This window comes from Lysinibacillus sp. KCTC 33748, assembly GCF_002237755.1.
GTDB lineage: Bacteria > Bacillota > Bacilli > Bacillales_A > Planococcaceae > Lysinibacillus.
This window is the reverse complement of sequence record NZ_MWSJ01000014.1, coordinates 23,268-36,379: the sequence shown is the minus strand read 5'-3', so window position 1 is coordinate 36,379 and position 13,112 is coordinate 23,268. Positions and strand designations below refer to the sequence as shown.

Sequence of the window (13,112 nt, the reverse complement as noted above, 5' to 3'; positions counted from 1 at the left end):
ATTTCATTATTCAGTAATAATATTATTACCCAATTTTAAGAATAAAAACTATATTTCATCATACTAAAGTGTTTTAAAAACTTTTTCAAGAGTTTTAAAAAATGTTGGAATTTTACACCTTTTCTTTAAATTCAGACTCGTTTTACTATAATTATAGCAAACCTGTTGCTATCCCTGAATTTTTCTACTCTTTAATATCTACTAATTTATAAACATCCACAAAATTATTCTAAAATATTTTATAATCAGAGTATTTACTTTATTAACAAATAGGCTAGTATTATCTAAAATTTAATCCACAATGATATAAATTCGCTTTTTCTTTTGCAACAAAAAAACACGCTAGAAACACGAAGTGCTTCTAACATGTTTTTAGAACATGTTTGTGATCAACTAATTACATATTGTTGGAATTTTGCATAATCCGCTTCTTTTGCCTCTATTGTTAACAGCGTGCCATTTTCTTCATACGCTGTTTCATAGACAGAGGCATGTTCATTTAAATACGAGACGATATTCCCCTGCTCATACGGAATGAGCATTTTACATGTTATATAATCAGAGAAAATATGCTGACGAATCATTTGCAATAATTCCTCTAATCCAGTCCCTTCCTTCGCTGAAATCCAAATATTATCACCGCTGATCACAGGGTATGGGACGTTTGCTATATCAGCTTTATTATACACATAAATTGTCGGAATCCCTTCAACACCAACTGCTTTAAGCGTTTCATTTGTTACATCCATCATAAAGCCGTGCTCAGAATTGGAAACATCCACAACATGTAATAATAAGTCGGCATCACGAGCCTCTTCTAGAGTTGAACGGAATGCTTTCACTAGGTGATGCGGTAATTTGCTAACGAAACCAACTGTATCTGTTAATAGGAATGTCTTCTTATCAGGTAATTCTATTTGACGGACAGATGTTTCAAGTGTGGCAAAAAGCATATCCTTCTCAAACACTTGTTTATGATCTTCCTGCCCTATTTTCGTAAGTAGCTGATTCATAATGGTTGACTTACCAGCGTTCGTATAGCCAACAATGGAAACGACAGGGACGGCATTTTTACGTCGTTGTTTACGCTGCGTCTCTCGTTGCTCCTTCACATGCTCTAGGTCCTTCTTAATTTTCGCAATTTGATCCTCAATTTTACGACGGTCTAGCTCGAGCTTTGTCTCACCGGCACCACGGTTTTTAAAGCCACCTCCAGTGCCGCCACCTTGACGACTGAGAGAAGCATGCAAACCAACCAAACGAGGTAACATATATTGCAATTGCGCTAACTCAACTTGCAGCTGTGCTTCACTTGTTTTCGCACGACGTCCAAAAATATCTAAAATCAACATGGTTCTATCAATAACCTTTGTTTCTAAATCGCGCTCTAAATTACGGATTTGCGAAGGTGATAATTCATCATTAAAAATTACTAAATTCGCTTGTACTTCATCATAAAAGTTTTTTATTTCTTCAATTTTCCCTGTTCCAACATAATGAGATGGCGTAACTCGCTCTAAATTTTGTGTAACAATGCCAGCTACTTCAACATTTAAAGCTTCAGCTAAATTTTTTAGCTCCTCCATTGAATAATCAAAATGCTCATCATTCCGTAAATTTACACCAACTAAAATAGCTTTTTCTACCAATACATCAACTTCTTTAATTCTATCCATCCACAAACCTCCCACCAATGCCTTGATGCTACTACGACAAATTTTCTTCATCTTACCATATAATGTCCAAATTCGTGTTGTTTAGTAGTTATCTTATCTTTATTAACATGTATATCAAAAAAATGCGCCTTCTATACAAAAGGCGCACTACATTCATTTACTTACGTTCTTCTTTTAACAATACTTCAGTACGATTGAACTCGTCTTCAATATCTTTATTCGGTTTATATGTCACGATGCTGACAATCACCGCAACAATTAAGCATACGAAGAAGCCTGGAACAATCTCATATAACGATTCAGATAAGACCTTTATTTTCCCCCAAACGAAGGCGGTTGCAGCACCTGCTATCATCCCACTGAGAGCTCCGTAATTCGTTAATTTTCTCCAATATAGAGACAGCAATATTACTGGGCCGAATGCTGCACCAAAGCCAGCCCAAGCAAAGCCTACTAGGCCTAAAATAGAACTATCTGGATTCCATGCTAAAATCGCTGCGATAATAGCTACAACTAAAACAGCGAGACGGCCAACAAAGACATAATGCTTATCATCTGCTGTTTTATTAAATATAGCTTTGTAAATATCTTCTACAAGCGCTGACGAAGTAACAATTAATTGTGATGAAATCGTACTCATAACCGCAGCTAAAATGGCAGCTAGCATTATACCTGCAATAAACGGATGGAATAGGATTTGGCCAAGTACAATAAATACTGTCTCAGCGTCCTTTAACTCACCTGCATTTTGTTCATAATACGCCACACCTACCAAAGCTGTTGCAATCGCTCCGAACAAGCTTAACATCATCCAGCCAATACCGATACGACGAGCCTGTTTTGTTTCTTTAACCGAGCTTATTGCCATAAACCGTACGATAATATGTGGTTGTCCAAAATAACCTAGTCCCCATGCAAGTGATGAAATAATTGCCGCAGCAGTTGCAGTTGCTGGTAATAAGCTTAGATGTTCAGAATTTACAGCTTTAATAGAAGCTATTGTGTCTCCAATTCCACCTGTTAAAAACAAGCCAAATAACGGTACAGAAATAAGTGCAACAAACATAATTAGACCCTGTAAAAAGTCTGTATAACTAACCGCTAAAAACCCTCCAAACAATGTGTATGCCACAACAACAGCAGATACAATCAATAAACCAGTATGGTATTCATAGCCAAATGAACTATCAAAAAACTTGCCACCTGCAACCATTCCCGAAGAAACATAAAATGTAAAAAAGATTAAAATAATAATACCTGACGCAATTCTTATTAGCTTTGTGTTGTCACGTAAACGATTATCTAAATAACTCGGAATAGTAATTGAGTCATTAGCAACTTGTGTATATACACGTAGTCTCGGTGCTACAAGTAACCAATTCAAATAGGCACCAATCGTTAAGCCAATAGCAATCCAGGCCTCAACAATTCCAGATAAATAGATCGCACCCGGTAAACCCATTAACAGCCAGCCAGACATATCTGCTGCACCTGCACTTAGCGCTGTGACAGCAGGGCCTAGAGAACGCCCACCGAGCATGTAATCGGTTAAATTAGATGTTTTAACAAATGCATACCAGCCGATTCCTAGCATAGCTATCATATAAATGATAATTGAAAGTAATTGATACATGTTTGCAGACATATTTTTCCCCCTTATTTCCCCATGAATCTTTTTATTAAAAATTCTCTATATTTAAAATACCACAAACTTACAAGATAACCTATAATTATTCAAAGAGCGAATTCTAAAATTTATAATAGCAATGCAAATCACAAAGTATGTTAAACTAGTGCCATCTATAACACGATAAAGAAGGCGAAATGTATGACATTTGAAGAAATGAAAGCTCAGCTTATAGAGCAGATTTTACAACAGCAACTTGTTACTGCGACAATCAGTCAACCACGTATGAAATCAAACGAAGTAAAACGTATAAAGCTAAAACCTTTATTATTGAAGGATACTTACCATATACAAGTTGAATATCAATTTGAACGTATTTTAAAGCATGAAAATGTTTTATTAGAAGATTTCCCTGAGAAGTTAGAAGCATTTTTTAACGATTACCGCCAAGCACATATTGATTTTATTGATGAAAAAATACAAGTGCAGCTATCAAAAAAGAACAAAGTACTATGGAAATCTGATAAGTCCTCAACGCCAAAGCAAGTTAATTTAGCGCATAATCGCAAGAAAAACTATTTACTAGCAGAGGATAAGCCATATCCATTTTTAATTCGTCTTGGCGTACAAACGGAAGAAGGAAAAATAAAAAAACAAAAATACGATAAGTTTAAACAAATCAACCGCTTCATCGAATTTATTGATGATGCATTAACATATTTACCAAAAGATCGTCAGGTTCGTATTTTAGATTTCGGTTCAGGCAAATCCTATTTAACATTCGCCTTATACCATTATTTAAAAATCGAAAAAGGCTTAGACATTCGTGTCACTGGTTTGGATTTAAAGAAGGAAGTCATCGAAGAATGCTCACAAATCGCACAAGATTTAGGCTATGAACAACTCGAATTTCTAGTAGGAGATATTAATGATTACAATGATGAGTCTGCCGTGGATATGGTAGTAACTCTACATGCTTGTGATGTTGCCACTGATATGGCATTAGCACGCGCTGTAAAATGGGGAGCAAGCGTTATTTTAAGCGTCCCTTGTTGCCAGCATGAGCTAAATCGCCAGCTTCATACACCAGCTCTTGATATCATGCTTCAGCATGGTCTCGTACGCGAGCGTTTTTCAGCGCTTGCAACGGACGCAATCCGAGCAGAAATTCTATCACTTGTGGGCTATGAGGCACAACTGCTGGAGTTTATCGATATGGAAAACACACCAAAAAACATTTTAATAAGAGCTTATCATACCGGTAAAAAGCCAAGCTCTGAACAGCGCGCTAGCTACGATGCGTTTTTAAAGTTACTAAATGCCAAGCCGTTTTTAGCGAATGAGTTACAAGCTTACCTATAAAATGTCGAGGTATTTGAGAGTGAAGCGCGGGTATTCGTCCTCCTTCCGCGGGTATTTCTGAATTTTCTTAAGCACAACATTAAAAAGGCGGTCCAATAACTTTTGGACCGCCCTTTCTATTATAGTTCTTGTCGTAAAGCTTGAATAACGTCAATTTTTGTGGCCTTTCGTGCTGGACGATAGCCAGAAATCATCGCTACACCAACACTAATCGCTGCAGCAATAATAACGAGCTGCCAAGGAATAAGAGAAAATGTAATGTCACTTTTACTAAATGCCTCTTCCCCTGTTGCAGCTTCTAGAATTACAGGCAGTGCAGCATTTGCTACGAAGCTAATAATATATGAAATAACTACAGCTATTAAAGTCCCAATAACACCAATGAACGTACTTTCCATTAAGAACAATCGTTGAATAAGCTTTGGACTTGCTCCGATCGCCTTTAAAACACCTATTTCACGAGTACGCTCCGTAACTGCCATTGTCATTGTATTGAAAATGCCAATCGAGGCGATCAAGACAGCAATTGTTCCTACAAAAATTAAGCCGATTTTTAAAACTAGGAAAAATACATTCATTTGATCCAACTTCTCAGTCACCGAATAAACGTTATAGCCATCGTCTTTTAGTTTGTCTAATATCGGTTTTACATTTTCCATACTATCAGCGAAAATATTGAATTCTGAATGAAACATGTCATCCTCTTTAACATTACCTGTTGCTGCTAAATTAGTTGCTAGCGTAGGCTTTTGCTCTGTATTCATATAAATAGAGTTATTGACCATCCAATCATAAGAAGGCTTCTTCATAACACCGACAATCGTATACTTTATTTTCTCTCCCTCTTCTGCACCATCAGAATGCGGCATTAATACCAATTCGATTTCTTTACCAATTAATGAGTCCTTATACCCTTCCTCACTACCATTATAAAACGTGCCTTCCGCTTCAGCTTTTTTACTTTTCTCTTCAATAATTTTGCGCTCGGCATCATTTATTAATGTTTGAGCAAAATGATAACCTACTACGATTTCTTTTGGCTTTGTTGGATACTTCCCTTTCGCAAGCTTGCCATTTACTTGCTCAAAATCTTGCATATTCGCAACGTATACATCAGATAGTGTATCGCGACCTTCAAAAAATGAATGTCCGGATGCATTGACAGTAATCGTTTCAAGTACTGTTTTCACATGTTCTATACTTTTTATTTCATGGATTTGTTCCTCTGTAAATTGATCATTACCAAACACTTGAATCTTCGTAATATTTTCATCCGATAATATTTCATTACGTATGGAATCCTGCAGCCCAAATCCAACTGATGCGAGGACAATCAAAAATGCACAACCCATCGTTGCGGCTAGTACTGTCATAAACACACGTAATTTATTTTTCTTTATATGCTGTGTAACAAAATCTATTTGATCTTTAAATAACATGTTATGCTTCCTCCTTTACAAGTTCCCCGTCGTACATGCGGAAACGTCGATGTGCTATCGTTGCTACTTCCTCGTCATGAGTAATGATGACGAATGTTAAACCAAGCTCACGGTTTAGACTTTGAATGAGCAGCAATATATCTTGCTCTGTTTCTGAGTCAAGACTTCCTGTCGGCTCATCTGCCAGCAGAATAGGTGGATTTGTAATTAAGGCTCTCGCAATACTAACTCGCTGTTGCTGACCACCCGATAATTCATTCGGGTAATGGTCTGCTACCTCCGTTAAACCAACCTTGTCCATTAATATCTTCACCTTTTCAGTACGCATTGCTTTCTTGATACCTTGTAACTTCAATGGTAGTTCTATGTTTTCAGACGCCGTTAAGCCTGGCATCAGTTGAAAGTTTTGAAAGATAAATCCGAAATGTTGCAAGCGAAAGGCTGCACTTTCTACTTCAGTAAAATTAGCTGCTTCTTTACCGTTTACCTTAATAGACCCTTGTTCAGATTTCATAAATCCAGCTAGTATTTGTAATAAGGTAGATTTACCGGAGCCACTTTTACCAACAATTGCGACAATCTCTCCTTTTTTCACCTCAAAGTTGACACCTTTTAATACCGGAACCTGTTTTTCCTTGCCTTTCTTTCCAATTAAAAATGTATGTTGTAAGTTTTCGACTTGAATCATTTTCAAATAAACACCCTTTCACATTCTTTAAACCCATCACCATAACGTGTGGTTGATTTCCGTTCCGACTGGGCGCTTTCCTGGGGGCGTCCGATGAGCCGCTTCGCTTCGTTCCGGGGTCTCGGGCCAATAGGATGTTGGTCACGACGGCGTTATCACAGGGCGTGATGGTTTTAGCCTTCGTTCCTCTATCGCTGATCCCCAAGGAGTCGCCCAGCCTCCACTCCAATCAACTTATATACATGGATATGTTTTTAACAAATATCATCCTAAATATATGGTGATGAGTAATTCTTTCTCCATTGTAGACAAGAATTCTTAATAAAGTTGAAGGATAAAAATGAAGATATTCTTAAGAAAAGAGAAAACTATGAGCAAAACAATCCCTTTACATTCCCTTTACAATTCTGACATATAAGTTATTCAAAATTTTACGTCTCCATAGCTTTCTTTTGTATTAAACAGAAAGTATAAATCCTTATAAAACCTATATTTAAAGCGTTTTCCTGTATTAATAAAAACAAATACAGAAGTTCCATTATTATTTTGTGAGCAAATTGTATATTACAGAATTGTAAAGTTTTATGGAGAATAGAAAAAAATTATGTAGATAAATTAAAGATTTTGTTATGATAGTAAAGTTTAGAGGCCAATTTATTTATATCCAGGAGGATTCGATTTACATGCTTAACTCAAAAAAACAAGACCCTTTCTTTATAGCTTTGCATAAAATTGCTGAAAATATGAGAGAGGCCGTACATTACGCAAATGATTTTCGTATTAACAGTGTAGCTGACTTAAAAGAGATTAGCATTACTATGAAAAATTACGAAACAGCTGGTGATAAGCTTATTCACGAACTAATCGTGATGCTAAACAAATCATTTATGACACCTATCGAGCGCGAAGACATTCTAGAATTTGCAATTCGTATGGACGACGTGTTAGATGGTACGGAGCATTGTATCGCTCATTTTGAAATGTTCTCTCTAACAGAAGTTGACGAATCAATGCGTACTTTCTTAGGCTATATTTCAAAAAGTGCTGATGAAATTGTGAAAGCAACAGAAGAGTTAAAGAAAAAGAATCTTATTGGCATGCGCCCACACGCAATTCTTATTAAGGACTATGAACGTGAATGTGATGAAGTACAACGTTCGTCTATTAAACAACTATTTTTAAATGAAAAAGATCCGATTCGACTTATTAAATATAAAGATATATATGAACAACTTGAAGATATCGCTGATCATTGCCAAAACGTTGCAAATACTATGGAAACAATTATCATGCGTAACGCGTAATTAGGAGATGGGCACTTACAATGAACACAATCATTATTCTAACCGTACTGGTCGTTATCTTTGCCCTAACATTTGACTTTATCAATGGCTTCCATGATACAGCAAATGCTATTGCAACTTCGGTTTCCACTAGAGCGTTGAAACCTCGCGTAGCTATCATGATGGCTGCAGTGATGAACTTTATCGGAGCTATTACTTTCGTCGGTGTTGCAAAGGCTTTAACAAAAGATATTGTAGATCCATTCGCTTTAAATGCCTTTAATGGAGATACAACTGGTTCAGTCGTTATTTTAGCAGCATTAATCTCCGCTATTATTTGGAACTTACTAACGTGGTATTTCGGTATTCCATCGAGTTCTTCACACACTCTGATTGGCTCCATTGCTGGTGCAGCAGTTGCATCTGCTGGCTTCGACGTTCTAAACTATGGCGGTTTCACTAAAATCATTATGGCCTTAGTGCTATCACCAATCCTTGCGATTTGCGCCGGCTTTATTATGATGACACTGTTTAAATTATTGTTTAAAAACTTAAATTTATATCGCACGAATAAAGGTTTCCGTACGATGCAAATTTTCACTGCCGCCATTCAATCTTTTACACATGGTACAAACGATGCACAAAAGGCAATGGGGATTATGACGATGGCGTTAATCGCCGGTGGTTTGTATACAGGAGATGAAATTCCTTTCTGGGTACGAGCTGCAGCAGCAACTGCAATGGGGCTTGGTACTTCTATCGGTGGCTATAAAATTATTAAAACAGTCGGCGGTAAAATTATGAAAATCCGTCCAGTAAACGGAGTTGCAGCAGATTTAGCATCTGCGTCTGTTATCTTCGGTGCTACATTAATTCATTTACCAGTTTCTACAACACACGTTATTTCTTCCTCTATCATGGGTGTCGGCTCTGCACAACGTGTACGTGGCGTAAACTGGGGGATGGCGCGTAAAATCGTCACTACTTGGATTATTACAATGCCAATTTCTGCAGTTATGGCAGCTACGATTTACTTTTTATTATCGTTATTCTTTTAACTTCTTCCCACCTCTATAGATGGTGAGATAAACGCAGATTTCACAGAATTATGCCAAGGCATAATTGATTTTGATCGCATACTAAGACTCCTGTTCCTTATTAGGGACAGGAGTCTTTATATTATTACACGACAAAATGTGACACATCCTTTACACTATTTTAAAAGGGGGACAGTACCTAATATGAAAACTTTTTCAGCTTTTATAACGGCCCACGCTAAAGCTATCGTAGCCTTATGGTTCGTCATTTTCATTTCCATGGCTATGTTTGCAATACAACTTCCAAGTAAACTTCATGGCGACGGTTTCTTCGTGAAAGGAGATCATACCTACGTAACAAATGAGCTTGCCAAAACATTTGATTTACCTTCCGAGACAATTTTGGTCGTCTTCAATCCAGCAGACGATAAGAAAATTCAAGATACATTAAAAAAGTTGGAAAAAATTAAGGAGATTCATTCAATCCAGTCACCACTCGATGATGCTTCTTTACAAAAGAATGGTATAGCTTATGCCATGATTCATCTTAAAAATAATATTGATCAGCTACCGGATGTTGTGAAAGACATTCGTACATTAATAGAGGATGACGGTGTGAGCATTACTGGCGGACCTGTTATTTCAGCAGACATCAATACGGCCAGTCAAAAGGATTTAGCGTCAGCAGAGGCAATAGGCTTACCAATCGCTATCATAGTGCTATTACTAGCTTTCGGTACTGTCGTAGCCTCCATCTTACCTATCATTATTGGTGTTGTTACTGTTGTCACTGCGTTTGGAATTTTGACTTTGTTTAGTGGTAATGTCAATTTATCAATTTTTGTATTAAATATAGTACCCATGCTTGGACTTGCATTAAGCATCGATTTTGCCTTGTTATTTATTAACCGCTATCGCGAAGAACGTGCTCACACATCCATTGTACAAGCCATTCAAACGTCTATACAGACAGCTGGCCGTTCAATCATCTTTTCTGCAGCTTGTGTCATGATCGGCTTAGGTGCCATGATTGTCATTGACGTCGAGATTTTTCATAATATCGCTTTAGGAGGCGCAATTGTTGTATTTCTTGCAGTACTTTCCGGCTTAACCTTGCTACCTGCTACGATGATGTTATTAGGAGATCGCATTAATAAATGGCGCCTATTACGTGTAAAATCCGGTGGTACAAATCGTTGGCGTGGTTTTGCCGGCTTTGTCATGAAACATCCTGTTGCCATCGTTATTGCTGCTTTAATATTACTAGGCATTGGCATGATTCCATTGAAGGATATTAAACTTACAATTCCTCAGGTGGATTCATTACCGGCTAAATATGAGGCACGTGCTGCTTATGATCAGCTAGACGAGACGTTTGGACTTGGTGATACCTCAACATTATATTTATTGGCAGAACGTAAAGATGGTTGGGAAGATAATAAGGCAAGAAAGCTTATTTACACTATTCAAGAAAAGTTGCTTGATGACCCATTAGTAAATCATGTTTCAACCATTTATACGACGGCTAACATTAAGTCACCTGAGGAGCTGACTGCTTCTTTGAAGACTCCACAAGTGGCCGAACAAATAGAACCAATTCTAAATACGTTTACTAAAGATAAACAACTCTTTATCCCAATTACATTGGATGCATCCGGTTCATCCACTACCGCTCAAGAATTTGCTCGAACATGGAAAGATAAAGATTTAGGTGTCGATTTTGCGCTCGGAGGTCATGCGAAATTCAATCAAGAGATTTTCGATGAAATTGCTAGTAAAATTTTCTTGGCTGTATCTATTATTATCGTTTCAACGTTCTTTATTTTAATGGTCGCTTTCCGCTCTATTTTAATCCCACTGAAAGCGATTATTATGAATATCATTGGACTTTCATCAGCCTTCGGTATTCTCGTCTATATTTTCCAATATGGACATTTGGGCATTGAAGCCGGTACGATTGTCCTTATTATCCCAGTAATTGTATTTTGTCTTGTCTTCGGCTTAAGTATGGACTATGAAGTCTTTTTAATATCTCGCATTCAAGAGGAATATCAAAAAGGGGCGGATAATACACGTGCCACGATTGACGGTCTAACTTCTACAAGTCGTATCATTACGTCAGCAGCGCTTATTATGATTGTTATAACAGGGGCATTTGCTTTTACAGATGTGATGCCTGTGAAGCAAATTGGGGTTGGTATAGCTATTGCGGTCGCCATCGATGCAACTATTATTCGCCTCATACTTGTTCCTAGTCTTATGAAGCTCTTTGGGGACTGGAATTGGTGGCTACCCTTTGCGAAGAAACAGAAATAAACAGACATCAATTATGCCTCGGCATCCGAAATCGGCTTTGTGTTCGGACACCCGCTGAAAGAAATTAAAAAAATCCGCTCCCTCACTCAAAGGTTGCGGATTTTTTCTTATTTTGAATAAATACGGTCGTACCATTCTTTTGCAGCTTCTACCTCAGGCATTGTTAGCTGATGACCATAATTAAACCATACAGTTGTCACATCGGCCCCAGCTGACGTTAAAAGCGCCTCTAAATCTTCAGATTCCTGAGCAGTACACATTGGATCATTCGTTCCAGCACCGATAAAGACAGGGGTTGAAGAAAGTGTAGGCAATTTAATATCGCGTCTAGGAACCATTGGATGATGCAGTATTGCACCTGCTAGAGCATCCTCATAATGGAATAATAGGCTAGCAGCAATATTCGCGCCATTAGAATAGCCGATAGCAACAACTCGATTACGGTCAAAGCCATACTGCTGCGCTGCTTCTAATAAAAAGTCATTTAATTCCTTCGTACGGAAAATTAAATCCTCTATATCAAAAACACCTTCCGCTAATCTACGGAAAAAGCGTGGCATACCATTTTCAAGGACATTCCCACGGACACTTAAAATACTTGCTGTTTCATCAATTTCCTTCGCAAGGCCAATTAAGCTTTGTTCATTTCCACCTGTACCGTGTAACAGTAAAAAAATTGGTTTTGTTTCATCTGTTCCTTTATGAAAAACGTGCTGCATTTACAGTCCACCTCTCGATTATCTTGAATTCGAGATAATTGTAGCCTGTGGCAAAATTAAATTCAAGCTCTTTGACTTATTTATTTCGCGATTTTCACTATTTGGCTGTTCCTTATGATCTTTATAAAACTTTGTGATCGTAAATACTGAAAATAAACAAGCAGCTAGAACAACAACAATAACTATTCCCACTATTTTTTTCCCATTCATTCGTTTCGTATCCCCCGAATTACTTATTTCTTTTTACGAAAACCTTCTTCTAGTAAATATTCTTTCGCAGCATCGTGTGTACCAAAGGCTTCTTCTAAGTTTTCTCCATGATAAATATTCCACGAACGTTGCTCAAAGGCTAGCATTAATTGAGCACCTTCACGATTTTGCCATAGCTCTTCAATCGGCTTTTGCTCCTCTGCTTCTTCCGATAAATATTGAATGGCATCTTCAATAATTTCACGAAGTTGTTGTTCATCGTAGTCACGAATGTTTACTAGGCCTTTATCACTTGCTTCTTTCTCGTAGCGCAATAAATCACCGACAAATACGAAGCCGTTGCCATTTGGGTGTAGTTTTTCCACAACAATTGTCTTTTCATAAAGGCTATCCATAAAGTGATAATTTACGCGTTTCAATGAAATTTCCTTCTTTGTCAGTTCAGGAAATAAGTCGATGATGGCTTGCTTTTGTTCAAATGTTAGCATATAAAAATGCTCCTTTTCTATTCAATATCTCTTTTAGTATAACTTATTCTTCCTGTTATATTGAAGTAAAATAGGAAGTACTAAAAGTAAAGTTTCATGTTCATAACGTGTGGATTGATTGTTTAGGTTGATTTCCGTTCCGATTGGGCGCTTTCCTGGGGGCAGTGGCAGATGTTTTTTGCGCGAAAGCGTAGTGCCAACGTAGCGGCAGCGGTACCGAGGTAGGTCATGAAGATCAACTTATATACATGGCATACTCTTTAACAA

11 protein-coding genes are annotated in these 13,112 nt (G+C 37.5%); 4 read left to right on the top strand and 7 right to left on the bottom strand.

Annotated elements, in window-relative coordinates; genetic code table 11:
- Positions 1–389: 389 nt before the first annotated feature.
- Positions 390–1,676, bottom strand: a complete 1,287-nt coding sequence (hflX, locus tag B1B04_RS16330; RefSeq protein WP_079562479.1) for a GTPase HflX — start codon at positions 1,674–1,676, stop codon at positions 390–392.
- A 157-nt stretch (positions 1,677–1,833) separates the two neighbouring features.
- Positions 1,834–3,321: a sodium/proline symporter PutP gene (gene putP / locus B1B04_RS16325; protein WP_079562478.1), complete on the bottom strand. Its 1,488-nt coding sequence runs from the start codon at positions 3,319–3,321 to the stop codon at positions 1,834–1,836.
- 183 nt (positions 3,322–3,504) lie between these two features.
- Here putP and B1B04_RS16320 point away from each other — a divergent pair, with 183 nt between their 5' ends.
- A complete protein-coding gene (locus tag B1B04_RS16320) occupies positions 3,505–4,665 on the top strand; it encodes a class I SAM-dependent methyltransferase (protein ID WP_079562477.1) in 1,161 nt (386 codons plus the stop codon).
- A gap of 119 nt (positions 4,666–4,784) precedes the next feature.
- Here B1B04_RS16320 and B1B04_RS16315 read toward each other — a convergent pair whose 3' ends face one another.
- Positions 4,785–6,104: an ABC transporter permease gene (locus B1B04_RS16315; RefSeq protein WP_079562476.1), complete on the bottom strand. Its 1,320-nt coding sequence runs from the start codon at positions 6,102–6,104 to the stop codon at positions 4,785–4,787.
- A gap of 1 nt (position 6,105) precedes the next feature.
- Positions 6,106–6,792: an ABC transporter ATP-binding protein gene (locus B1B04_RS16310; protein WP_079562475.1), complete on the bottom strand. Its 687-nt coding sequence runs from the start codon at positions 6,790–6,792 to the stop codon at positions 6,106–6,108.
- A 683-nt stretch (positions 6,793–7,475) separates the two neighbouring features.
- Between B1B04_RS16310 and B1B04_RS16305 the strand changes: the two genes are divergently transcribed.
- From B1B04_RS16305 to B1B04_RS16295, 3 genes are all read left to right on the top strand, one after another.
- On the top strand, positions 7,476–8,096 hold the full coding sequence (locus tag B1B04_RS16305) for a DUF47 domain-containing protein (protein ID WP_079562474.1): 621 nt from the start codon (positions 7,476–7,478) through the stop codon (positions 8,094–8,096).
- Between the two features lie 20 nt (positions 8,097–8,116).
- A complete protein-coding gene (locus B1B04_RS16300) occupies positions 8,117–9,133 on the top strand; it encodes an inorganic phosphate transporter (protein WP_079562473.1) in 1,017 nt (338 codons plus the stop codon).
- Between the two features lie 183 nt (positions 9,134–9,316).
- Positions 9,317–11,428, top strand: a complete 2,112-nt coding sequence (locus tag B1B04_RS16295; RefSeq protein ID WP_079562472.1) for an MMPL family transporter — start codon at positions 9,317–9,319, stop codon at positions 11,426–11,428.
- Positions 11,429–11,535: 107 nt separating this feature from the next.
- On the opposite strand, the gene B1B04_RS16290 is transcribed toward B1B04_RS16295, so the two are convergent.
- The 3 genes from B1B04_RS16290 to B1B04_RS16280 are packed head-to-tail and all read right to left on the bottom strand — an operon-like array spanning position 11,536 to position 12,845.
- On the bottom strand, positions 11,536–12,147 hold the full coding sequence (locus B1B04_RS16290) for an alpha/beta hydrolase (RefSeq protein WP_079562471.1): 612 nt from the start codon (positions 12,145–12,147) through the stop codon (positions 11,536–11,538).
- 18 nt (positions 12,148–12,165) lie between these two features.
- Positions 12,166–12,357, bottom strand: a complete 192-nt coding sequence (locus B1B04_RS16285; RefSeq protein ID WP_079562470.1) for a hypothetical protein — start codon at positions 12,355–12,357, stop codon at positions 12,166–12,168.
- 23 nt (positions 12,358–12,380) lie between these two features.
- Entirely contained in the window at positions 12,381–12,845 is a 465-nt protein-coding gene (locus tag B1B04_RS16280; protein ID WP_079562469.1) for a hypothetical protein, read from the bottom strand.
- Positions 12,846–13,112 lie beyond the last annotated feature (267 nt).

What these genes read in the sequence shown, in the direction of transcription:
- B1B04_RS16315 (WP_079562476.1), bottom strand. Translation starts at nt 6,104, where the DNA reads ATGTTATTTAAAGATCAAATAGATTTTGTTACACAGCATATAAAGAAA.
- B1B04_RS16280 (WP_079562469.1), bottom strand. Translation starts at nt 12,845, where the DNA reads ATGCTAACATTTGAACAAAAGCAAGCCATCATCGACTTATTTCCTGAA.
- B1B04_RS16305 (WP_079562474.1), top strand. Translation starts at nt 7,476, where the DNA reads ATGCTTAACTCAAAAAAACAAGACCCTTTCTTTATAGCTTTGCATAAA.
- B1B04_RS16310 (WP_079562475.1), bottom strand. Translation starts at nt 6,792, where the DNA reads ATGATTCAAGTCGAAAACTTACAACATACATTTTTAATTGGAAAGAAA.
- B1B04_RS16290 (WP_079562471.1), bottom strand. Translation starts at nt 12,147, where the DNA reads ATGCAGCACGTTTTTCATAAAGGAACAGATGAAACAAAACCAATTTTT.
- putP (WP_079562478.1), bottom strand. Translation starts at nt 3,321, where the DNA reads ATGTCTGCAAACATGTATCAATTACTTTCAATTATCATTTATATGATA.
- B1B04_RS16285 (WP_079562470.1), bottom strand. Translation starts at nt 12,357, where the DNA reads ATGAATGGGAAAAAAATAGTGGGAATAGTTATTGTTGTTGTTCTAGCT.
- B1B04_RS16295 (WP_079562472.1), top strand. Translation starts at nt 9,317, where the DNA reads ATGAAAACTTTTTCAGCTTTTATAACGGCCCACGCTAAAGCTATCGTA.
- hflX (WP_079562479.1), bottom strand. Translation starts at nt 1,676, where the DNA reads ATGGATAGAATTAAAGAAGTTGATGTATTGGTAGAAAAAGCTATTTTA.
- B1B04_RS16300 (WP_079562473.1), top strand. Translation starts at nt 8,117, where the DNA reads ATGAACACAATCATTATTCTAACCGTACTGGTCGTTATCTTTGCCCTA.
- B1B04_RS16320 (WP_079562477.1), top strand. Translation starts at nt 3,505, where the DNA reads ATGACATTTGAAGAAATGAAAGCTCAGCTTATAGAGCAGATTTTACAA.